Here is a 20,955-nt window from a genome sequence, read left to right on the forward strand (position 1 = left end):
TAAAAGGAACAGCAGAAAAAGGCTCCACAGTAGTAGCAAAAGTAAATGGCAAGGACATAGGAAGGGCAACAGCGAACAGATATGGCCAGTTCTCTATTATTATTAAAAAACAAAAAGCTGGTACTGTAGTGGTTGTTGTAGCATCAGATCGAGCAGGCAATGTTAGCAAAGCAGCATCCATAAGGGTAAAAGATGCGACAGCCCCATTAGCTCCATCTGTGAATAAAGTTAGAATATCTGATAAAGTGATTACAGGAAAAGCGGAAGTTGATTCTATAGTAATCGCAAAAGTTAACGGCCGGGAAATTGGCCGGGCAAAAGTCAATGCAAAAGGACAATTTGCAATCAGCATTGCTAAACAAAATGCAAATACCAAGATTTCCGTTACTGCTACCGACGCGTCAGGCAATCAAAGCCGTGCAACAGTGGTAATAGTAACTAAGACACCAGTTAAACCGGGAAAAGAAGTAAAATCGAGTAATTTCTGGCTGAAGTTTGAAAATTGGTATTAGGTCTTAACAGCCAAAAAAAGCTCCTCTCTTAGTGAAGAGAGGAGTTTTTTTTCTGGGGCTTGATGTGAGTGACAAGACCATCAAGGTCAGTAATATAAAATTGAGTATCCGGCGTTTTCTTTAAATACTTATCTTGAAGCAGTTGATAGTAATTAACTCTCCGGTGGGGGTCATATTGTAGCATCGGGTATTCTCTATTTTCCTTTACATATTGATCGACTGCCTTTTGAACCATATCCATTTCAGCAGGGATATGTTTTTCATCTTCTTCGAATAAATCATATGTTTCCTTGGACATGTAGAAGTTTTTAGCAGGTATGCCGCCCAAAATGTGGACGATCTGCGTGAAATCAATGCTATTATCCTCTTGAACAAGAATGGTCCGATAGACACCTTTAGGTAATTTATCAGAGAATTGCCGTACAGCCTTCCGAACATCATCAATATCCACATCAATAATTGGATGGTTAGGTTCCAGTGTGTTTTCGTTTTCTATTTGCATTTGCTCATTTTCCTTTTTTTGTTTTGATGGTAAAATAAAGTATTTTTGAATTAAGAAAAAAACAGTAACTCCACCTAAAATGATTCCTAAAAATGTCCCGATTATTGTACAGGTTGGATAGAGGGAAGATCTTTCATCCAGGAAACTACCTAATTTATAACCCCCAAATACACAAAGGGCAATAGAAATTCCGAAAACCATATTTAACGAGAGGGTTTTCATGAGAAAAGCCGAAAATTCATTCCAATGTGTATCATCCCTAGTTTTTTCTTTTTCAATAAATTTCATAACCTCTTTTTCCATCTCTACAGAAAGCGGATTTTCTGCAAAATAATGATCAAGATATTCTTTATCAGTTTTGTTTTCATTTTTTAATAGGCAGGCCGTTTTCTCTTCAGATCCTTTTGAGTAATGAACATAAATCCATTTTCCCTCAAACCCTAATTCCAGATTCTCTGTAATCCTACCCAGATTTTTTGTGAATTTGTGTTTCATAATTATGCCCCCTTCATTTTTTCAGAAGGTGTAAAGGACAGTGGTTGGGAGTGATATGCTTCTTCTTTTGCCTCTTTTAGGATGCACTTAGCCTCTTCCTTTGCAGAATGCAAGATTAATTTTGCTTCTTTTTCACTGAGTTTCCTTATTTCCCATGCTTCTAATTTTGCAGATTTAAGGATTTCTTCGCTCGCTTCAAGATTTATTATTGCTTCTTTTTTATATTGTTCTGTCAGTGACAGTTGATGTTCGATATGCTGCTTCCGTTTTTCGAGAACTCCGACCATTTTTTTAAATACCAGTTTCTTTAAAATAAAGACAAGAACGGTAAACAGGGACGCTTGATATAGCATGGTACCTAATGAAACTGGTAAACCAAATAACGTAAGGTCGCCCAATGTAACCAGCTCCTTTCTATTCGTCAATCGTTAAACGGTGTCCAATATACACCATGGTGAGGGTTACAAAAATGTACGCTTGAATAGCTCCAATGAAAATGCAAAATGCCTGCCAGATTATCATTGGTATTGCTGCAAGAAAGGCCAAGACAAATCCGTGGGTTACTGCTCCGGCTAATAATGTTAACATGATTTCTCCGGCATAAATATTTCCAAACAATCGCAGTCCTAAGGTAAGTGTTGTTGATAATTGTTCCACGGCATTTATAGGGAAGAGAAATGTAAAGGGTTTAAAGAAGCTTAGGAAAAAATGCTTAAATCCATGCATTCGGATATCAATGAAATGGGTGTAGGCAATGATCATGATGGCTAACGTCATAGTAACGTGCGCATCTGCTGTTGGGGATTTCCACCAAGCTACGGAATGTTCTTCTGTGATTACAACGGAGAAAGGTACTCCCATGAGGTTAGCAATAAACAAATACATTAAGAGGGAAACGCCAGTCGATAATATAAATAGATTTGAGGATGTCCCCATTGTCGTATTCATAATTCCTTTAACAAACTCAATAACCCATTCCATAAAATTTTGCCATTTTTTCGGTACGTTGACCGATGGGTTCCGGGTGAATAAATAGGCAATAAGGAAAACAAAGATAGCGGCAACGGTACTGGTAAATATTATGGATAGGTCAAAGGTTAAGTTAAATATTTCCACCTGTGGTCTTTCATGTCCCATGATGTCCACCCCCTTTCGTCAATAAGGTTTGGAAATCAAAGTTGAAAACCAAAAGATGTTACATTAGTCCTACCTTTATTATATACTAAAATTTTACTATTGTAACATAATCTGCGATTTATTGAAAATTTTCTGAAAATAAAACATAATCATTGTTTAAAGTATAATCCATTTTAATAACTTAGGAAACATTAAATTGATGAGGAGATTAGAAAGAAAATAGAAAAAGGGATCCCTTTCGGGTGGTTCCCTTGTTTAAAGATCATCTCACATAGGTTCTAAAGCAGGAAATAATTTAAGTATTTGTTCATATTTTGTGTGAAGAAAATCATTACCTTTTTCAATTATTTACGTTTTAATATTAGTAAATAAAAAAAATAGAGGGGAAGATATGAACAAAGATTGGACTAAAGATTTGGAACATGATGAGTATGAATATGATATTGATTTAATTATAAAAGATGCCATTTCAGCAGTGGAGGAAACAAAGGAGGGCTGCTTTGTCAATTTAGTAACTTCTTCGACATTCGGAAATCCAGTCGATTATCTTCAGCCATTAATTGTAAAATTGTTCCCAAATCAGGTGAGTATAAAATTCATTGATCAATGTGGCTGTGGTGGTTATGTATTGAGGGTTTGGAAAACTGATTGACCAAAAACACTTTTTTCGGTCAAGTGTTACTGTTTTTGTAACATCTTTATAGTGGAAATGATGCTATGATTATGTCATTAGAAAGGAGTTTTTGATGATGGAAAAGGCATTTGAAAAGTTAACAGAAAATGTAAATGATATAAAATCTTTAATTCATACTTTTAATGAAACTCTTGAAAATATAGAAAAAAGATTATCTCGTTTAGAAAAAGTAGATAGCATTGAGCACAGGGTGGCCGTAAACCAAATTGATCTTTCCGACATTAAAGAAGCACTTGAACGGATCGAGGGTGCCCAAAATGGCGAAATTCTCCAAATTAACCGCCGATTGGATACCCATCTGGTAAAAATCGCGAAAGCAGAAGAAGAAATCTTAATGCTGAAAACAAGATAAAGGATACCAAAGCTGCAGCTTTCATTGCGGCTTTTTATTTTTAGAATGATTTTTTCATCCAATAAAAAGGAGCCAGGATCGAACAAAATCCTGGCTTATGATATTAATGTGACCGCTTACAATTTTAATAATGATTTGACGCCTTGATATAGAACGGCAAATGCAAATACTAAGATGGCTAGAGAGCCTACGATATGAAAGAATGATGACAGTCCTGATAGGAATGAAATGGCTGGCATTTTAATTAGTGCAAAACCAGCTAAGATACAAGCTAAATATAAAATGGATACTTGTTGCATTTACAACCCCTCCTTTAATATAGAATATGAACTTACCAAAAAAAGGAATAGTCATTTGTCCTGATAAAGGGGCAAAAAAAAACAAACCTAAAAATTAGGTTTGTCTTGACAGAACGCCGGGATTTGAAACCGCCATGTGTTGAACGGTATCGCTCCCATCATGTTCTAATTTCATAACCTCGATATATTTAATATGGTGTTCTTCCATTTCAAGAATCTTGAAGGAGTAGGAATCATGGACGATGATATCGCCTTCTTTGGCCTCGTAATTTTCAGTCAGAATCCAGCCGCCGATTGTGTCCACATCCTCATCATCAATTTCAACCCCAAGTAAGTCATTTACTTCACTTACTAAAACTTTGGAATCAATAATGAAATGATTTTCCTTTATTTTTCTAATTTCTGATATCTCATCCATATCGAATTCGTCGCGAATTTCACCAACGATTTCTTCTAGAATATCTTCAACAGTCACAAGTCCTGAAGTACCGCCATATTCATCCATTAACACGGCCATATGCATTTGTTCTTTTTGCATTTTAACCAGTAAATCATGAATTGGAATCGTCTCAATTACTCTAATGATTGGGCGAATATAATTTTCCAAAGTCTTAGCTGTTAACTTTTCATTACCAATCATGTCTGTCATAATTTCTTTAATATTTACCAAACCGATAATATGGTCTTTATCACCATCAATGATAGGATAACGGGTGAATTTTTCTTCACGAATAACCTTTAAGAACGATTCAATTGTATCGTCTTTAGATAATGAGACAATCTCGGTTCGTGGAACCATGATCTCCTTGGCAATTCTGTCATCAAAATCAAAGATTTTATTTACATACTTAAACTCTGATTGGTTAATTTCACCACTTTTATAGCTTTCTGATAGGATAATACGAAGTTCCTCTTCAGTATGAGCAATTTCATTTTCAGAGACTGGCTTTAAACCGAAAAGACGTGATACCAAACGTGCCGATCCGTTAAGAACCCAGATAAAAGGGTACATCACCTTATAAAAAATAATCAGTGGACGGGACACGTTTAAGGTGATCCATTCAGCCTTTTGAATTGCTAATGTTTTCGGAGCTAACTCCCCTACAACCACGTGTAAAAAGGTGATCGTGGCAAAAGCAATCGCAATGGATAAAACCCGAGTAGCACTTTCAGGAATGTGTAAAGCAAGGAATAAAGGACCAAGTAAATGCTCAATGGTTGATTCGCCAATCCAACCTAAGCCTAGAGCAGTAATGGTTATTCCAAGCTGACAGGCTGACAGGTATTCATCTAAATTTGAAATCACTTTTTTTGCTGTAACGGCCTTCGGATTACCTTCTTCCATTAACTGATCGATTCTTGAACCTCTAATCTTGACAATCGCAAATTCTGAAGTTACAAAAAACGCAGTTAATGCTATTAAAATGGCTATCAAAACCAAGTTAAATATGTCCAAATAAGTTCCTTAGCTCGTTTTAAGACGAGTAAGGTGTCACCTCCCGGTATTTTAAAAAATTAAGTTGTAACCTTCATAAGAGAACTTTTCAAGAGATTTCTAAGCAGGCTTAAATTGCTGGTTAAGTTTTCTTTCTGCTGCTCATCTAAATCCTCTAAAATAGGTATTAAATCAAATAAATCACTTTGAAGCTGCTTCATTTGCTGGTTGAGAGAACAAACATGCTTATCAACCTCTGAAGCTTGGAAACTTTTTGTTTTACGTATTTCTAGCTTTCTCTTAATCTCGTCTAACGGATAATGCAGGCTTTTGCATTCCTCAATAAACTTTAAGTCCTGGATCGATTCGTCGGAATAGATGCGGTAATTGGATTTGGAACGTTCTGCCTTTAAAAGTCCGAGAGACGTATAGTAGTCAATGGTTCTTTTTGAAACCATTGCCCGTTCTGCTAGTTCGCCAATTCGATAGACAGCCCCATTTTACCACCTCAATATTTTATAAATTAACCTTTATTATAATAAATAAGAACTGTACAGTCAAACGTTCTGGTTTATATAGGTCATCCTATTTATAGTTTATGGGGAAAAATGGGCAATATGAATGGTGAAATTAAAAAAATGCCTTCTTAATCAGAAGACATTTCACTTTTCTTTACTTCGATATACGATATGTGATGCCCGTCGATTTCTCGAATTTCAAATATGTAGCCTTCTCTTTCGATTTGCGAACCCTTTTGAACATCAAACTTTTGGGTAAGAAACCATCCTCCAATAGTATCAACATCTTCTTCTTCAAGGGAAGTTCCTAACAGATCATTGACCTCGCTGATCAATACCTTCCCATCTAATATGTAGTGGTTTTCATTTGTTTTTTGAATAAGAGGAACCTCATCCATATCAAACTCATCACGGATTTCGCCAACAATTTCTTCAAGAATATCTTCAATCGTGACGATCCCGGCTGTACCGCCATACTCATCAGAAAGAATCGCCATATGTGAGCGATTTTTCTGAAGCTTTACCAAAAGCTCTTGAATTGGAATTGTTTCAATCACATGAATAACAGGGTTTAAATAATTCATCAGTGGTCTTTCACCACTGCATTTTTGTTGAATACAATCGGTTAATACTTCCTTAATATTGATTATTCCTAGAATATTATCCTTATCGCCTTCAATGACAGGATACCGTGTATATCTTTCCTCCTTAACCGTTTCGATAATCTCTTCTAATGTTGCATCCTTATAAAGGGTAACAACCTCAGTTCTTGGCACCATAATTTCCTTGGCAATTCTGTCATCAAATTCAAAAATATTGTTCATATAGCTAAATTCAGATTGATTAATTTCTCCGCTTTCATAACTTTGCGAGAGGATCATCCGTAGCTCTTCTTCGGAGAGGGCGATGTCATGCTCCGAAGCTGGTTTGATGCCAAATATTCCAGTCACAAAACGGGCAGATCGATTGAGAACCCAAATGAACGGATACATCAGTTTATAAAACCAAATTAGTGGTTTTGCAAAAATCATAATAACTTCTTCTGATTTTTGAATGGCAAATGTTTTTGGTGCAAGTTCACCAATGACCACATTAAAAAAGGTGATGATGGCAAAAGAAAGAATGAAGGACAGTACATGCTTAACGGATAATGGCAGCTGAATCCAATGAAAGATGGGTTCTAGCATCTCGCGCACAGTGGATTCCCCGCGCCAACCTAAGATTAGGGAAGTGACGGTAATCCCAACCTGTGTAGCAGATAAATACCCATCAATATTTGAAATGACTTTTTTAGCCGATTCTGCCTTTTTATTTCCTTCTAAAATTAACTGATCAATTCGGGTTGTCCGAACCCTGACAATGGCAAACTCAGATGCCACGAAAAATGCCGTAAAGGCAATTAAGAGTATAATAACAAATACATTCATCCAAATCATTGGTCACCTTACAATGGTAAGGTACGCACCTCGCTTACGAAATTACTGTTTGTCTCATTATTTCCTTTTGTATCAATTTCTACTGAACCTTTTTTTAAAATCCCTTTTTATTATTTCAAAAAAATAGGTACGGAGCAAATAAAAATGATTTGGCAAAGAAAAAACTGCCAACTGGGCAGCTTCTATTGTTCTTAAGTCTGGGGGCGATTCCACTCACGAGCAAGCATACTGTATACGATTGTATCATGAAAATAACCGTTTAGGTGCTCGCCATCTCTAATAACGCCTTCTTTAACATATCTTAACCGCTCCGGAATGGCTCGGCTTTTATGATTTTGCACTCCGCAGCGGATTTCCAACCGATTTAGTCCTAAATCAAAAAACGCATAGTTCATCAGAGCACGGACACAACGGGACATGATTCCGTAGCCTTCTGCTTTTTTGGCAAGGTAATAGCCAATGCTGGCGTGAAAATTGTACCAATCAATTTGGTGAAGACCAATAGAACCAACCAACTCTCCCTTATATAGAATACCCAAGTTTACAGCACTGTTGTCAGCAAATTGATTCAGCCAAACGGGAATAATGGACTCGAAGTGAAATGGAGAGGTCATACCATCCACCCACGGCAGCCACTTTCGCAAGTGTTCACGATTCTCTTCCACCAGCTGAAAGAGTCTTATTGCATGCTGACGTTGAAACAATTGCAGTTCTATTTCTTGATCTACCTTTAATGTAAACATAGTCATCTCCTGTAAGATTTTTTACATCATATGCATGCTAAGGGTGGGCCGTTAGGACTTTTTTCTTGTAAAAGTGTATAAAACGTTGTATATTCGAGTAGGAAATCAAATGAATAATGTGTCCACAAGGGGAGCTGCAATTGGGCGGCTGAGAGTGAACGTACGAGTTCTAACCCTTTGAACCTGTTAGTTAACGCTAGCGTAGGGATGTGGTTTTGCCGAAAATGTAAAGCAATGCAGACATTCCTAACGTCTTGCATTGCTTTTTTTATTTTCAAAATATATAAGGGGGAAGCTGGAGTGAACAATACTAGAAGTAAGACACGTTTTATTACCGAGGTAGCGATATTTTCTGCATTAGCATACCTTTTGGATTTTGCAGCTAATCTGCTTTCGTTGAAAATTTGGCCGCAGGGAGGATCCATATCCATTGCAATGGTACCAATATTCCTCATGGCATACCGCTGGGGATTAAAAGGTGGGCTGCTTACTGGATTTATTTTAGGATTATTACAGGTTGTAATGGGGTTTGCACAAATTTATTTTATCGTACAAGGGTTTCTTGATTATTTCCTTGCTTTTACCGTTGTAGGTTTTGCAGGGATCTTTATTAGACAAATTAATAAATCCCTTGAAGAAGGAAATAAAGTATGGATGTATTATTCTGTATTCGGTGCATTTATCGGGAGCTTACTTCGCTATATCTGCCATGTAATCTCCGGCGCCGTTTTCTTTGGTGAATACGCACCAAAAGGTCAGCCGGTTATGATTTACTCCTTGCTATATAATGGAACGTACATGCTGCCAAGTTTTATTGTAAGTGCCATTATCGTTGTTTTAGTTCTTGCCGCAATGCCGAAAAAATTATTTGTATATCAGCATTAATAGGATAAAAAAGGAAAAGCCGTGCCGCTTTTCTTTTTTTTTCGAAACTTTGTCATAAAATTATTATCCCCATTAACGAAAAAAATGTTAAAATTACAATACAGAAAGAGAATCATTCTCAATTAACTAGAGATTGGGTGATAATACATGTTTCATTCATTAAAAGCAGGGGAAAAAGGGAAAATCATCGATATTTCTCATGTAAGTCACCTTGTACAAAGACGTTTGCTTGATTTAGGCATTACAGAAGGCTCTGAAGTATGTGTAAAATGTGTGATGCCTTTTGGTGGACCAATCATGATCGAATCGTGCGGTCAATGTGTGGGAATTCGTCGCAAAGAAGCCGTTCATATAGAAGTGGTGAAAGTATAATGGAAATCGCTCTTATAGGTAACCCGAATACCGGAAAAACATCGTTGTTTAACAATCTAACAGGCTCCTATGAATATGTTGGGAACTGGAGTGGTGTTACAGTTGAAAAGAAAGTTGGCGTCTTTAAAAAAAATATTGGCCATTTAATTGATTTGCCAGGTGTCTATACACTTAACCCGTTATCTAAAGATGAAGGGGTCGTAACCTCTTTCTTTTTAAACGATTCGGTAGATCGATTATTGAATATTTTGGATGCTTCTCAGCTCGAACGTAATTTGCATTTAACTTTGCAATTGCTTGAATTTGAGAAGCCTGTTCTCATTGGCTTGAATATGGTGGATGTGGCGAATAAGCGCGGTATTCATATTGATGTTCAAAAGTTAGCAACTCTTCTTGGAGTACCGGTTGTACCGGTTGTTGCCAGAAACGGCAAGGGCTGCGACAAACTCGTTGACGTAATTTCTACTAAATCCATCCAGCCTACTAAAAAGAACCTTGTTTATTACGGAAAAGAGGTCGAGGCAGCCATTGCTGAGGTTTCAAGGGAAATCACGGGGAAAACAGAGCACTCGCATCGATTCCTAGCCATTCAATATTTTGAAGGTAATGAATATGTTAAACATTATTTATATGGGATCGCTAACTCTGAAAAGTTGAATGCCATTCTTTTAAACTTGAATGAAGTGTTGCAGAAACAATATGATTCTAAAACCCTTTCAAACTTTATTTATACCAAACGCAAAGAGGCAATTGAGAAAATAGCTGCAGATGTTGCTATGAAAAAGGATGCTGTCATTCCACTATCTGAAAAAATAGATGTGATCGTCACCAACAAATATTTGGGCATGCCGATTTTCTTATTGCTGATGTATTTTATGTTCATGTTGACCTTCGATTGGTTAGGTACACCATTATCCGATGCCTTGGATGCTTTTTTAACGGGTCCGGTTACAAATGTATTTGAATCAGTACTAAGTGCAGTTCATGCTTCAGAGTTTATTCATGCGCTGGTTATTGAAGGTTTAGTTGCAGGAGTTGGCGGTGTACTAGTATTCGTTCCGCAAATTTTTATTTTGTTCTTCTTCATTTCCTTATTAGAGGATTCAGGTTACATGGCACGTGTGGCTTTAGTTATGGACAGGATTATGGAATCGGTCGGATTGAATGGTAAAGCATTTATCCCGATGATGATTGGTTTTGGCTGTAATGTTCCTGGAATCATGGCGGCAAGAACAATTGAGACTCCAAGAGAGCGTCTAGTAACGATTTTGCTAACACCATTAATGTCCTGTTCAGCCCGTTTACCTGTTTACGCATTATTTGTGGGGGCCTTTTTTGCTGGACATAAGGCTGCCATTGTTTTAAGCCTTTATGTCTTAGGAATTGTGGTTGCTTTAATCTTGGCCAAAATCTTTTCTTCCACTTTGTTAAAATCAGAAACATCACTTTTTGTTATTGAATTACCGCCATATCGTCTCCCGCAGTTTCAATCGCTTTGGAGAAGTACATGGGATAAGGGAAAGGGCTTTGTTAGAAAAGCGGGAACCTTTATCTTTGCCGGTTCGGTCTTTATTTGGCTGCTATCGTACGCTGGCCCTGATGGGTTAAAAGTCGATATGGATCACAGTTACTTGGCAGCAATAGGTGGAGTGCTTGCTCCTTTGTTGGCACCAATTGGATTTGGAACATGGCAGGCTGCCGCATCCCTGATTACGGGATTCCTAGCTAAAGAATCCATTATATCCACCATGAATATCATTTATTTTGTACCTAAAGACAGCACACTGCAAGGGCTAATGTCCAATTATTTCACACCGCTGGCAGCTTATAGCTTTATGGTATTTATCTTATTGTATATTCCATGTTTAGCCACAACAGCAACCATTTATAAAGAAACTGGGTCGAAGAAATGGACAGCTTTTTCTATCGTTTATGCACTGTTGATTGCCTATGTTTTATCGTTAATCATCTATCAAGGTGGAAAGATGTTCGGACTTGTATAATTAAAGGAGATGGAAAATATGATCGCCAGTATCATTATTGGCGCAGCCATATTTGGTTACGCAGCATGGGCTTTTGTGAAGTTTATCAATAAATCCAAAAAAGGAAAATGTGCCGCGTGTGATCTAAGTAATTCATGCTCAAGTCAATGCGGCTTGCCTCCGCAAAATAAATAATATTGGAGAAACTGCAGTCCGTTCTGGATTGCAGTTTTTTCAATTAACTAAAGATGTCTGATGAGATCAAGAAGGGCTCAAGGTCGGGTAGGAGAAAAATAAGAGGGAAGAATTCCGATAGAAGAGTCTTGTCATTTAAAACACTTGCATGCATGATGTAATCCAAAATAGCCAATTAGAAATTTTTACACTGTTATAGGTTATTACTTTAAAAATTGGCTAAACTTGTGTAATATTACACTATAGGCTATTGAAGGAAGGGCTCAATGATGACCAGAGATGAAATAATCAAAAGTGTTTCAGAAAAACTTCGTTTAATCAGGACGGAAGCCGGATATACTCAGGATAAAATGGCTGATATTATCGGGGTTTCGAAAAAAACACTTGTTCAAATTGAAAAGGGCAGGGTACTTGCCAACTGGTCTACTGTTGTCTCAATTTGTGCACTATTTCGGGAAACCGAAACGGTCCAATTTCTATTTGGAAGCGAGCCTTTGGAAGTGTTGGAAACTGTAGCCCGTGATGAAATTGATGTACGCAGATCAAAAACCCTAGGCGGCCGTGTCTGGTGGCGGGTGGTATCCAAGAAAAACGGATATATTTTACAGCAAAACATCCTTAGCAAGCATTTTCGAATTCTAGATGATAAAAACTATCGTATTTTTAGCTCTATGGATGAAAAACAATCAAAACTGCGATTTAAGGAAATAACTATAAGTGAAGAATAGAAAAAAAGATGGGGTTATCCCATCTTTTTTTACTGTTCATAACAAATAGTATAAAATATATCTATTATGCTCTTTTCTTTAAGCGACCCACAAGAGGTACAACAATAATTCCTGCAATTACAACTTGCATAATGTTTCCTGGGACGGAGCCGAATGGCTGGATCCAGTTTCCGTAATGGATGACTTCAGCAAAATAGTAACCAACCAACTACTTTGATGATTACTGCTGTTGAAACGGCTAAACTATATGCAAGAATCCTATTTCCAGGTGTTTTTTCAGCAATAAGTCCGACTACGAAGCCCATTGTACCTACGATAACAAAAGTAAACGGTGACCATAACGCCCAACCGGAAATAATATCAAATAAGCCCATTCCAAAGGCACCGGCGATGGCTCCTGTTCTTTTGCCGTACACCAAAGCTGCTATAAATAGAGGAACATTACCTAAATGGATTAGACCTCCGTTACCCATTAAGGGAGCCTGATGTTGATGAACATGGTGGTTACAAGGGTTAATGCGATGAAAAGTGCATTGATCACTATGGCCCTTGTTTTAGTTTTTGTTGTTGATAATGTTGAATTTTAAAAACCTCTTCTTTTTTTAGAATAATATCATAAATCAGAAAATTAATAAATAAGTAATACTAATTTTTACTGTGTAAAAAGATGCATTCTATTTAATATTGTAAACTTGGTAGTTCTTAAATTAAAATAAATAATATTCTCTTTCTAAAACGAGGGTGTTTTTCAATAAAATCAAAGTTTTTTAAAAGCAGAGAGTCGAGGGATTTTAATAGTATGGTTGCCATTGAAAATGATTGGCTGAAGGCAGAAATAGAACTAAGTGGTGCTGAGGTACGCAAAGTGCAGCATAAGCAAAACGGATTAGATTACATGTGGACTGGGGATAACGATTACTGGGGACGCGTCTCACCAGTCTTGTTTCCAATCGTCGGACGATTAAAAGAGGATCGTTATCAACTTGATGGTAAGACTTTCGAAATGTCACAGCATGGTTTCTTGCGGGATGTTTTATTTCACGTGGAGAATCACACAGAGACAAGTGTTTCTTTAGGGTTTGAATCTGCAGGACGTTTCCTTTCTGTTTATCCTTATGAATTTAAAGCCATCATTTATTATATTCTAAAAAAGGACAGCCTTATTGTTCAATGGGAGATTGTAAATCAAAACAAGGAAAAAATGTATTTTTCCATTGGCGCACATCCTGCATTTAGGCTTCCTCTTTTAGAAAGTGAGGCCATTGAGGACTATCAGTTAAACGTAACACCTGCTGCCAATAAGAATGTAATGGAATATGAGCTAAAGGATTCTCTTATTTATGAGAAAGGAATAGCCCATGATCTTGCAACAATAAGGCTAAAGGATTCTCTATTTGAACATGATGCTATCATTTACAGCCATATTGATCAAATTTCACTAGTCTCAAATAAGTCCAGTCACGGTGTAGAAGTCATATTTGAAAACTTCCCCTTTGTTGGAATTTGGTCTAAATATAACGACAAAAAAGGTACTATGGCTCCATTTGTTTGTATTGAGCCATGGTACGGCATTGCTGATACCTATAATACGACTGGAAACCTAAAAGAAAAGTTTGGCATGAATCTAATTGAAGCGGGTAAAACATTCAAAGCTGAATATCAGATGAGGTTTAAATAAATTTAACCGAAAGAGTAAAAAATGGACCCTGACTTCAAACAATTTGTATATGTATATAGAAAAACAGTGTAGGTTACTGTTATAGTTAGAAAGAATAATACAAAAAAGTGAGTAGGCGAAAAATATGATTGAAATCAAAACATCTCCACTAAGTGATGGGGAATTCAATAGAGGGGTATTTGCTACCTGTGATATCAAAAAAGGTCAGCTTATCCATGAAGCACCTGTCATTGCTTATCCAAACGATCAGCATCAACACATTGAGCAAACTTTACTTGCTGATTACGCATTTGAGTACGGGATTAATCATACTGCGATCCTCTTAGGGTACGGTATGCTGTTTAACCATTCATATGAACCTAATGCGACATATGAGATTAATTTTAAGAATCATACATTTGACTTTTATGCCTATAGGGATATAAAAGCAGGAGACGAAATTCTCATTAACTATAATGGCGATGTTGATGACAAAGAACTGCTGTGGTTTGATAAAGAAGAATAAAAGAATAGAGGAAAATACTGACCCAAGAGATGATCGTTTAACGATTCTTTTGGGTCAGTTTTTTGTATACTAGTAAAAACCGTCATAAAAAAAAGCAGAACTTCGAACTCTATACCTGCCTATGAACAACATAAAAAATGTTTTTTCTTCCTTGGAGGGCTTATGAAATTGAATTCTATTAAAGTTTTTATTAAGAAAATAAAAAAATGGCATTTACTACAGATTATAGTGTTAATTGCCTTGATATTGGTACTTTCTTTTTTTGGACTCGTTTATTTCTTTTCAAAAAGTGCTGATATATCCGCTTTAAAAAATGAGCTGCCGCAGCCCACCATTTTTTATGATAAAAATGGAGAAATTGCCAGTAAAGTTTCAGCCAACAAAAATGAAGGGGTTCCGATTAGTAGAGTACCTACCCAGATGAAAAATGCGCTGGTTGCGATTGAGGACAGACGGTTTTATCGGCATAATGGTGTTGATTTGATCGGGACTTCCCGAGCTCTTTTCCGTGATGTCGTTGCAGGGGAAATGGCTGAGGGAGGAAGCACTATCACACAGCAATTAATTAAAAATACCTTGTTAACCTCGCAAAAAACAATGAAGCGAAAAATGCAAGAAGTATTTTTGGCGCTGGCTGTTGAACGTAAGTATTCGAAGCAGGAAATCTTGCAAATGTATGTAAACCAAATCTATTTTGGTAATGGGGCTTATGGGATTAAGCAGGCCGCGAGCAAGTATTTTGCCAAAGATGTCAAAGACTTATCCATTAGTGAATCGGCTATGCTCGCTGGACTGATTAAGGCGCCTTCCGCACTTAATCCTTATAATCATCTGGCTAAGGCTATACAAAGAAGAAATGTTGTTCTTGATCAAATGAAACAGCAGGGCTACATTTCCAAAACCCAGTATGAATATGCTAAAAATGAAAGGGTGGTGCTAAATGATAAAGGTGGAGACCCTTTCCGTGGCAAATATCCATATTATGTTGATCAAGTATTAGATGAAGCCATTCATCAATATGGGCTATCCCAGGATGATATATTAACAGGAGGCTACAAAATCTATACGGAATTAGATCCTGGTATGCAGTCTGCCATGGAGAACACCTATCAAAATGATAGCCTTTTTCCTAAAGGAACAGATGATTTGGTTCAAAGTGGAGGGGTTCTATTGGATCCTGCAACGGGAGGAATCAGAGCATTGGTAGGGGGAAGGGGCACACATGCCTTTAGAGGTTATAATCGGGCCTCACAACTGAAGGCGCAGCCAGGTTCTTCCTTTAAACCTTTGGTCGTGTATACACCGGCACTTGAAGAAGGCTGGAAAATAACTGATATGCTGAAAGATGAGCCGATAAAATTCGGTACCTATCAGCCTAGCAACTACGATCACCAATACGCGGGTGAAGTCCCGATGTATGAGGCAGTGAAGGAATCGAAAAATGTCGCAGCTGTTTGGCTGTTAAATGAAGTTGGGATTGAAAAGGGCTTGGAGGCAGTGAATCGGTTTGGCATTCAGTTGGAAAAAGAGGATCATCATCTAGCAGTTGCTCTTGGTGGATTGCATAAAGGAGTTGCACCGGTAAATATGGCAGAAGCCTTTTCTGTTTTTCCTAATCAAGGCACTAGAATCAAGGCGCACGTGATTAAGAAAATAGTGGACGGGGATGGAAAGGTGGTCACAGAATGGAAAGGAAAAAAGATTCGGGTCACAACCAAAGCAGTAGCTAATCATATAACTACGATGCTTCTTGGTGTAGTTGAGCAGGGTACCGGGAAAGCAGCCCAAATACCCGGCCGGGAAACAGCGGGAAAAACCGGATCGACCCAGGTGCCGATTCAAGGTATCAATGGATTAAAGGATCAATGGTTTGTCGGCTATACTCCTCAATTGGTAGGGGCGATCTGGGTAGGTTATGATAAAACGGATTCAGAGCACTATCTAATTCCTTCAAGCAATGTAGGTGCACCCGTTGTTTTCCGTGAGGCAATGGAGGCAGCATTAAAAAATGAACCTGTTGAAAAGTTTCATGTCTCTCATATTGATACCTTAATTCAACAGAGAAAAAAAGAACAAATCTTTGATCATTTCCAAGAGAACTTTAACAATGAGGTCCAAAAGTGGGAAGAAAAGTGGAATAAGCAAAAAGAAAAATGGCAAAAGAAGTGGAAAAACAATGGACATGGTAAAGGACATTAAGGAGTGCGTATGGACTTTGATCCAAGAACAATTTTGAATGATTTCTAAAAAATAGGAATTGACTTTCAATTTAGCTGATGTTAACCTTACAGAGTAAGAAAAAAATGGAAAAGGAGGGTTACGAAAATGAGAAATGTAAATAGAGTCATGGCTACAATTGAATATGGAACCGTAACCTGTCCTGAGAATTGTTCGTTTTAAATGATGATTGAATAGAGGATTTTATGACTAACACAGGTTGCGTTCTTTTTGAGCTGCGTAACTTGTGTTTTTTTGTCCCTTTTTTAATTAGTGGGGTATACCGCAGTGTGTTGTGGTATACTCCATTTTTTATTTGAAAACACAAGAGGAGGAACGATTATGCAATTCATTAAACAAATTAGACTGGCACAAAGCAAAGGAGATCTTGAGGGCGGTTAGTATGACAATAAGGAGGAAGGACATCGATGTTTTCCGTATTACGAAAATTAAGTTGGTTTTTTAAAGAAAATTGGCAGCGTTATGCTATGGCGATAACTTTATTGGTCATTGTTGGGGTTTTGGATGTATTGCCGCCAAAATTAATTGGGATGGCCATAGATGATATCCATGTCGGTGAGATGTCAAAAGTGAAGCTTTTCCGTTATATAGGCTATTTGTTTTTAATCATGGTTTCTTCTTATGGAATTACCTATGTATGGCAGTATCAATTATTTGGTGGAGCTTTTCTGGTTGAACGAAAGCTGCGGTCTCAATTTATGCAGCATTTATTAAAAATGACTCCCACTTTTTATGAGAAAAATCGTACAGGTGATTTGATGGCTCGTGCAACGAATGATCTAAAAGCCATCTCCATAACAGCGGGATTTGGAATCTTAACACTGGCAGATTCTAGTCTATGGATGTTGACATTGTTACTGACAATGGGGATTTTTATCAGTTGGAAGCTGACAATCGCAGCGATTATCCCACTGCCATTAATGGCGATATTAATGAAATATTATGGGAAAAGAATTCATACCAGGTTTATGGAAGCCCAGGATGCATTTGGAGAATTGAATGATCGCGTGCTGGAGTCAATTGCCGGTGTAAGAGTAATTAGAGCCTATGTTCAAGAAATGGCTGACAGTCAAAGATTTCATCAGTTGACGGAAGATGTGTACAAGAAGAATGTAGAGGTTGCAAAAATTGATTCCTTGTTTGACCCAACGATTAAGATTCTTGTGGGAATTAGTTATTTAATTGGGCTAGGCTACGGTGCCTACTTAGTGTTTCACCAAGAGCTAACACTTGGGGACCTTGTGGCATTCAATGTCTATTTAGGGATGTTGATATGGCCCATGTTTGCTGTCGGTGAGTTGATCAATGTGATGCAGCGGGGGAATGCTTCGTTAGATCGTGTTAACGAAACGCTTAGTTATGACCAAGATGTAGGGAATCCTGAACATCCGGTTGCAGTATCTACTGCAGAACGAATTGATTTCAAACAGGTTACCTTCCGTTACCCTTCTGCCCAATCTAATAACCTGCAGAATGTGACGATCAACCTGAAACAAGGTCAAACGTTAGGGATTGTCGGAAAAACTGGCAGCGGAAAAACGACTATCATTAAACAGTTATTAAGACAATATCCACCTGGAAAGGGCGAAGTATCGATAGCGGATGTTCCGTTAGAGGTGCAAACTTTAGAACAGGTCCGTGGTTGGATTGGCTATGTTCCACAGGATCATGTACTTTTTTCTAGAAGTGTCAGGGAGAATATTTTGTTCGGTCATGAGGATGCAAGCGAGGAAGAATTACAGCAAGCCATTGAACTCGCAGCTTTTCAAAAAGATTTGGAAATGCTGCCTGAAGGCTTGGCAACACTTGTAGGAGAAAAGGGTGTTGCACTTTCCGGAGGGCAAAAGCAACGGATTTCCATTGCACGGGCCTTGATCAAGAATCCGGAAATTCTCATTTTGGATGACTCGTTATCGGCTGTGGATGCTAAAACAGAAAAACAGATAATCGATAATATTCGGGAAGTACGTCAAGGTAAGACGACGATCATAACTACTCACAGGATGTCTACCGTGCAGCATGCTGATCATATCATTGTCCTGGAGGAAGGTAAAATTATTGAAGAAGGGACGCATGAACAGCTACTCGAACAAAATGGATGGTATAAAGAGCAATTTAATCGCCAGCAAATTGAAAACAAATGGGAAGAGGAGGTATCAGTATGACCACCGGAAAACGATTATTTCATTATGCCTTAGATTTTAAAAAAATGATCATTGTTGCTCTGGTCATGCTGACAATCTCTGTTGTCACTGACTTGGTGGGACCGTTTGTTGCTAAAAATGTGATTGATCAGCATATTTTAGGCATTGAATCCGTTTGGTATGAGACCAGTAAAGGTGATAAAACGGTTGAATTTAATGGAAAATATTATAAAAGAGAGAAATATGTTCGGAAGAATGATGACAAAGGGGAACACATTCAAATTCTTCAAGTTGGGGCAACGTTTGTTTCCATTCACCAGAAGCTGGACTTTGATGGGAAAAGAAGGTTTACAGGTGATAAGGTGATCATTAAGAAGGGAGATAACAGCGTTAGTTATCCTGCGGAGGTTATTAGTGGATCACAAATACTAAAGTTCTATCAGCCTGAAATTTCCGGGATCCTTCAATTATTAGCGCTTTATTTTGGACTGCTGATCGTCTCTGCAATTTTTCAATTTGGGCAGCGGTTCATCTTGCAAAAAACAGCCAACCGGATCATTCAAAAAATGCGTGAAGATGTCTTTAACCATATTCAAAGGTTACCGATTCAATATTTTGATAATCTTCCTGCTGGGAAGGTAGTTGCACGGATTACGAATGATACTGAGGCGATTCGGGAGCTTTATGTGACGGTTTTGGCTACCTTTTTTACTAGTGCCATCAATATTACTGGTATCTATGTTGCTTTGTTTATCCTGAACGCAAAACTGGCCGCGCTTTGTTTATTATTATTGCCCATCCTTTATTTGTGGATGATCATCTACCGCAAATTCGCTTCAAAATATAATCGGATTATTCGATCACGCAATAGTGATATTAATGCAATGATTAACGAATCGATTCAAGGCATGAGTATTATTCAAGCATTCGGTAGAGAAAAGGAAACAACATCAGATTTTGAAAAATTGAATCGAGAGCAATTTACGTATCAAAATAAATTATTGAGCTTGAATGCTTTAACCTCTCACAACCTGGTAGGGATCTTAAGAAATCTGATCTTTGTTGCGTTTATCTGGTATTTCGGAGCTCAATCGCTTTTGCCGGCAAATGTGATTTCACTTGGCATGCTGTATGCCTTTGTTGATTACATTAACCGTCTATTCGAACCTGTTCAAGGTATCGTAAATCAATTGGCTAATCTGGAGCAGGCACTGATTGCAGGTGAACGGGTATTCAAGTTAATGGATGAACCGGGGGAGAATGTTAGTGAGGAACGGATCCCGCGCATCAAAGGGAATGTTAGATTTGAACACGTATCTTTTGGTTATAAGGATAGGGAGTATGTTTTAAAAAATATCAATTTTGAGGCTAAAAAGGGTGAAACGATTGCTCTCGTAGGCCATACCGGTTCCGGGAAAAGTTCAATTATGAATTTGCTTTTTCGTTTTTATGATAGTCAAAAAGGTAAAATTGTCATCGATGGTAAAGACATTGAAAGCATCCCGCGACAAACGGTGCGTCAACACATGGGGATTGTATTGCAGGATCCCTATTTATTTACGGGAACCATAGCTTCAAATGTCAGCTTAAATGATCCCTTGATTACAAGAGAAAAAGTTGAAAAGGCCTTAAAGGATGTAGGGGCAGATAAAGTATTTAGTCATTTGGAGAAGGGGTATGATGAGCCAGTCATTGAAAAGGGCAGTACCTTATCTAGCGGTCAACGCCAGCTAATCTCATTTGCCAGGGCCTTGGCTTTTAATCCGGCCATCCTGATTCTTGATGAAGCAACATCCAGTATTGATACGGAAACCGAAGCAGTCATCCAAGAAGCAATGGACGTTCTCAAAAAGGGACGTACAACCTTCATTATTGCCCACCGGTTATCCACAATCCGAAATGCAGACCAAATTCTTGTACTGGACCGTGGTGTCATCGTAGAAAGAGGAAGCCACGACGAACTAATGTCCAAAGAAGGAATGTACTACCAGATGTATCAGCTTCAAAAAGGAGCATAACCTCAATAAGTGACAGGTACTCGTATAGGGTGCCTGTCACTTATTTGTCACGAAATGTTCATTTGGTTGTAGTGATAGTGTAATTTT

The 20,955-nt window shown here is 37.9% G+C and carries 21 protein-coding genes, 1 pseudogene and 1 riboswitch; of the genes and pseudogenes, 13 read left to right on the plus strand and 9 right to left on the minus strand.

The window, feature by feature from the left end; translation table 11 throughout:
• On the plus strand, nt 1-512 hold a 512-nt coding region (locus tag V7083_RS19245; RefSeq protein ID WP_335480949.1), incomplete at its 5' end, for an Ig-like domain-containing protein.
• A gap of 28 nt (nt 513-540) precedes the next feature.
• Here the strand turns inward: V7083_RS19245 and V7083_RS19250 are convergent.
• Genes V7083_RS19250 through atpB form a run of 3 tightly spaced genes read right to left on the minus strand, consistent with a single transcriptional unit; the run spans nt 541 to nt 2,646 of the window.
• A complete protein-coding gene (locus V7083_RS19250; RefSeq protein ID WP_335480951.1) occupies nt 541-1,509 on the minus strand; it encodes an AtpZ/AtpI family protein in 969 nt (322 codons plus the stop codon).
• Nucleotides 1,510-1,511: 2 nt separating this feature from the next.
• Complete coding sequence (locus V7083_RS19255; RefSeq protein WP_335480953.1) at nt 1,512-1,907, minus strand: ATP synthase F0 subunit B; 396 nt, start codon at nt 1,905-1,907, stop codon at nt 1,512-1,514.
• Nucleotides 1,908-1,923: 16 nt separating this feature from the next.
• A complete protein-coding gene (atpB, locus tag V7083_RS19260) occupies nt 1,924-2,646 on the minus strand; it encodes a F0F1 ATP synthase subunit A (protein WP_335480955.1) in 723 nt (240 codons plus the stop codon).
• Between the two features lie 391 nt (nt 2,647-3,037).
• Here atpB and V7083_RS19265 point away from each other — a divergent pair, with 391 nt between their 5' ends.
• Nucleotides 3,038-3,298, plus strand: a complete 261-nt coding sequence (locus tag V7083_RS19265; protein WP_335480957.1) for a CGCGG family putative rSAM-modified RiPP protein — start codon at nt 3,038-3,040, stop codon at nt 3,296-3,298.
• Between the two features lie 97 nt (nt 3,299-3,395).
• Nucleotides 3,396-3,692 carry a hypothetical protein gene (locus V7083_RS19270; RefSeq protein ID WP_335480959.1) on the plus strand — a complete coding sequence of 99 codons (297 nt, stop codon included), beginning with the start codon at nt 3,396-3,398 and terminating at the stop codon, nt 3,690-3,692.
• 116 nt (nt 3,693-3,808) lie between these two features.
• On the opposite strand, the gene V7083_RS19275 is transcribed toward V7083_RS19270, so the two are convergent.
• From V7083_RS19275 to V7083_RS19295, 5 genes are all read right to left on the minus strand, one after another.
• The gene (locus V7083_RS19275; protein WP_335480961.1) at nt 3,809-3,991 is read right to left on the minus strand and encodes a hypothetical protein; all 183 of its coding nucleotides are present in this window, start codon (nt 3,989-3,991) and stop codon (nt 3,809-3,811) included.
• A gap of 94 nt (nt 3,992-4,085) precedes the next feature.
• Nucleotides 4,086-5,447 (minus strand): hemolysin family protein, encoded by a 1,362-nt coding sequence (locus V7083_RS19280; RefSeq protein ID WP_335480963.1) that lies wholly within the window; start codon nt 5,445-5,447, stop codon nt 4,086-4,088.
• Between the two features lie 59 nt (nt 5,448-5,506).
• Nucleotides 5,507-5,908, minus strand: coding sequence for a MerR family transcriptional regulator (locus V7083_RS19285; RefSeq protein ID WP_335481009.1), 402 nt, complete (start codon nt 5,906-5,908; stop codon nt 5,507-5,509).
• Between the two features lie 164 nt (nt 5,909-6,072).
• Entirely contained in the window at nt 6,073-7,380 is a 1,308-nt protein-coding gene (locus tag V7083_RS19290; protein WP_335480965.1) for a hemolysin family protein, read from the minus strand.
• A gap of 191 nt (nt 7,381-7,571) precedes the next feature.
• Nucleotides 7,572-8,123, minus strand: a complete 552-nt coding sequence (locus tag V7083_RS19295; RefSeq protein WP_335480967.1) for a GNAT family N-acetyltransferase — start codon at nt 8,121-8,123, stop codon at nt 7,572-7,574.
• Between the two features lie 117 nt (nt 8,124-8,240).
• Nucleotides 8,241-8,348, plus strand: a riboswitch (TPP riboswitch).
• A 75-nt stretch (nt 8,349-8,423) separates the two neighbouring features.
• Here V7083_RS19295 and thiT point away from each other — a divergent pair.
• The 5 genes from thiT to V7083_RS19320 all read left to right on the plus strand — a co-directional run bounded on the left by thiT (nt 8,424) and on the right by V7083_RS19320 (nt 12,285).
• Nucleotides 8,424-9,008 (plus strand): energy-coupled thiamine transporter ThiT, encoded by a 585-nt coding sequence (gene thiT, locus V7083_RS19300; protein WP_335480969.1) that lies wholly within the window; start codon nt 8,424-8,426, stop codon nt 9,006-9,008.
• A gap of 147 nt (nt 9,009-9,155) precedes the next feature.
• On the plus strand, nt 9,156-9,380 hold the full coding sequence (locus V7083_RS19305; protein WP_335480971.1) for a FeoA family protein: 225 nt from the start codon (nt 9,156-9,158) through the stop codon (nt 9,378-9,380).
• A complete protein-coding gene (gene feoB, locus V7083_RS19310; RefSeq protein WP_335480973.1) occupies nt 9,380-11,383 on the plus strand; it encodes a ferrous iron transport protein B in 2,004 nt (667 codons plus the stop codon). Before V7083_RS19305 ends, feoB begins: the two co-directional genes overlap by 1 nt.
• Before the next feature lie 18 nt (nt 11,384-11,401).
• Nucleotides 11,402-11,557 carry a FeoB-associated Cys-rich membrane protein gene (locus tag V7083_RS19315; RefSeq protein WP_335480975.1) on the plus strand — a complete coding sequence of 52 codons (156 nt, stop codon included), beginning with the start codon at nt 11,402-11,404 and terminating at the stop codon, nt 11,555-11,557.
• Between the two features lie 269 nt (nt 11,558-11,826).
• Complete coding sequence (locus tag V7083_RS19320; RefSeq protein ID WP_335481011.1) at nt 11,827-12,285, plus strand: helix-turn-helix transcriptional regulator; 459 nt, start codon at nt 11,827-11,829, stop codon at nt 12,283-12,285.
• A 64-nt stretch (nt 12,286-12,349) separates the two neighbouring features.
• On the opposite strand, the pseudogene V7083_RS19325 reads toward V7083_RS19320, so the two are convergent.
• Nucleotides 12,350-12,823: pseudogene (locus tag V7083_RS19325) on the minus strand (ECF transporter S component).
• 261 nt (nt 12,824-13,084) lie between these two features.
• Here V7083_RS19325 and V7083_RS19330 point away from each other — a divergent pair.
• The 5 genes from V7083_RS19330 (at nt 13,085) to V7083_RS19350 (ending at nt 20,868) form a co-directional block, all read left to right on the plus strand.
• Nucleotides 13,085-13,963: an aldose 1-epimerase family protein gene (locus V7083_RS19330; RefSeq protein ID WP_335480977.1), complete on the plus strand. Its 879-nt coding sequence runs from the start codon at nt 13,085-13,087 to the stop codon at nt 13,961-13,963.
• Between the two features lie 124 nt (nt 13,964-14,087).
• Nucleotides 14,088-14,468, plus strand: coding sequence for an SET domain-containing protein (locus V7083_RS19335; RefSeq protein ID WP_335480979.1), 381 nt, complete (start codon nt 14,088-14,090; stop codon nt 14,466-14,468).
• A gap of 162 nt (nt 14,469-14,630) precedes the next feature.
• Nucleotides 14,631-16,667, plus strand: coding sequence for a transglycosylase domain-containing protein (locus V7083_RS19340; RefSeq protein ID WP_335480981.1), 2,037 nt, complete (start codon nt 14,631-14,633; stop codon nt 16,665-16,667).
• A 446-nt stretch (nt 16,668-17,113) separates the two neighbouring features.
• Nucleotides 17,114-18,871, plus strand: a complete 1,758-nt coding sequence (locus tag V7083_RS19345; RefSeq protein ID WP_335480983.1) for an ABC transporter ATP-binding protein — start codon at nt 17,114-17,116, stop codon at nt 18,869-18,871.
• Nucleotides 18,868-20,868, plus strand: a complete 2,001-nt coding sequence (locus tag V7083_RS19350) for an ABC transporter ATP-binding protein (protein ID WP_335480985.1) — start codon at nt 18,868-18,870, stop codon at nt 20,866-20,868. The genes V7083_RS19345 and V7083_RS19350 overlap by 4 nt, the downstream gene beginning before the upstream one ends.
• Nucleotides 20,869-20,955: the final 87 nt, after the last annotated feature.

This window comes from Bacillus sp. JJ1764 (genome assembly GCF_036962145.1).
Classification (GTDB): domain Bacteria; phylum Bacillota; class Bacilli; order Bacillales; family Cytobacillaceae; genus Neobacillus.

Excerpts from the sequence above, each read along its gene's own strand:
- V7083_RS19275 (WP_335480961.1), bottom strand. The coding sequence starts at position 3,991 with ATGCAACAAGTATCCATTTTATATTTAGCTTGTATCTTAGCTGGTTTT.
- V7083_RS19250 (WP_335480951.1), bottom strand. The coding sequence starts at position 1,509 with ATGAAACACAAATTCACAAAAAATCTGGGTAGGATTACAGAGAATCTG.
- atpB (WP_335480955.1), bottom strand. The coding sequence starts at position 2,646 with ATGGGACATGAAAGACCACAGGTGGAAATATTTAACTTAACCTTTGAC.
- V7083_RS19295 (WP_335480967.1), bottom strand. The coding sequence starts at position 8,123 with ATGTTTACATTAAAGGTAGATCAAGAAATAGAACTGCAATTGTTTCAA.
- V7083_RS19315 (WP_335480975.1), top strand. The coding sequence starts at position 11,402 with ATGATCGCCAGTATCATTATTGGCGCAGCCATATTTGGTTACGCAGCA.
- V7083_RS19305 (WP_335480971.1), top strand. The coding sequence starts at position 9,156 with ATGTTTCATTCATTAAAAGCAGGGGAAAAAGGGAAAATCATCGATATT.
- V7083_RS19270 (WP_335480959.1), top strand. The coding sequence starts at position 3,396 with ATGGAAAAGGCATTTGAAAAGTTAACAGAAAATGTAAATGATATAAAA.
- V7083_RS19340 (WP_335480981.1), top strand. The coding sequence starts at position 14,631 with ATGAAATTGAATTCTATTAAAGTTTTTATTAAGAAAATAAAAAAATGG.
- V7083_RS19320 (WP_335481011.1), top strand. The coding sequence starts at position 11,827 with ATGACCAGAGATGAAATAATCAAAAGTGTTTCAGAAAAACTTCGTTTA.
- feoB (WP_335480973.1), top strand. The coding sequence starts at position 9,380 with ATGGAAATCGCTCTTATAGGTAACCCGAATACCGGAAAAACATCGTTG.
- V7083_RS19335 (WP_335480979.1), top strand. The coding sequence starts at position 14,088 with ATGATTGAAATCAAAACATCTCCACTAAGTGATGGGGAATTCAATAGA.
- V7083_RS19290 (WP_335480965.1), bottom strand. The coding sequence starts at position 7,380 with ATGATTTGGATGAATGTATTTGTTATTATACTCTTAATTGCCTTTACG.
- V7083_RS19350 (WP_335480985.1), top strand. The coding sequence starts at position 18,868 with ATGACCACCGGAAAACGATTATTTCATTATGCCTTAGATTTTAAAAAA.
- V7083_RS19330 (WP_335480977.1), top strand. The coding sequence starts at position 13,085 with ATGGTTGCCATTGAAAATGATTGGCTGAAGGCAGAAATAGAACTAAGT.
- V7083_RS19345 (WP_335480983.1), top strand. The coding sequence starts at position 17,114 with ATGTTTTCCGTATTACGAAAATTAAGTTGGTTTTTTAAAGAAAATTGG.
- V7083_RS19265 (WP_335480957.1), top strand. The coding sequence starts at position 3,038 with ATGAACAAAGATTGGACTAAAGATTTGGAACATGATGAGTATGAATAT.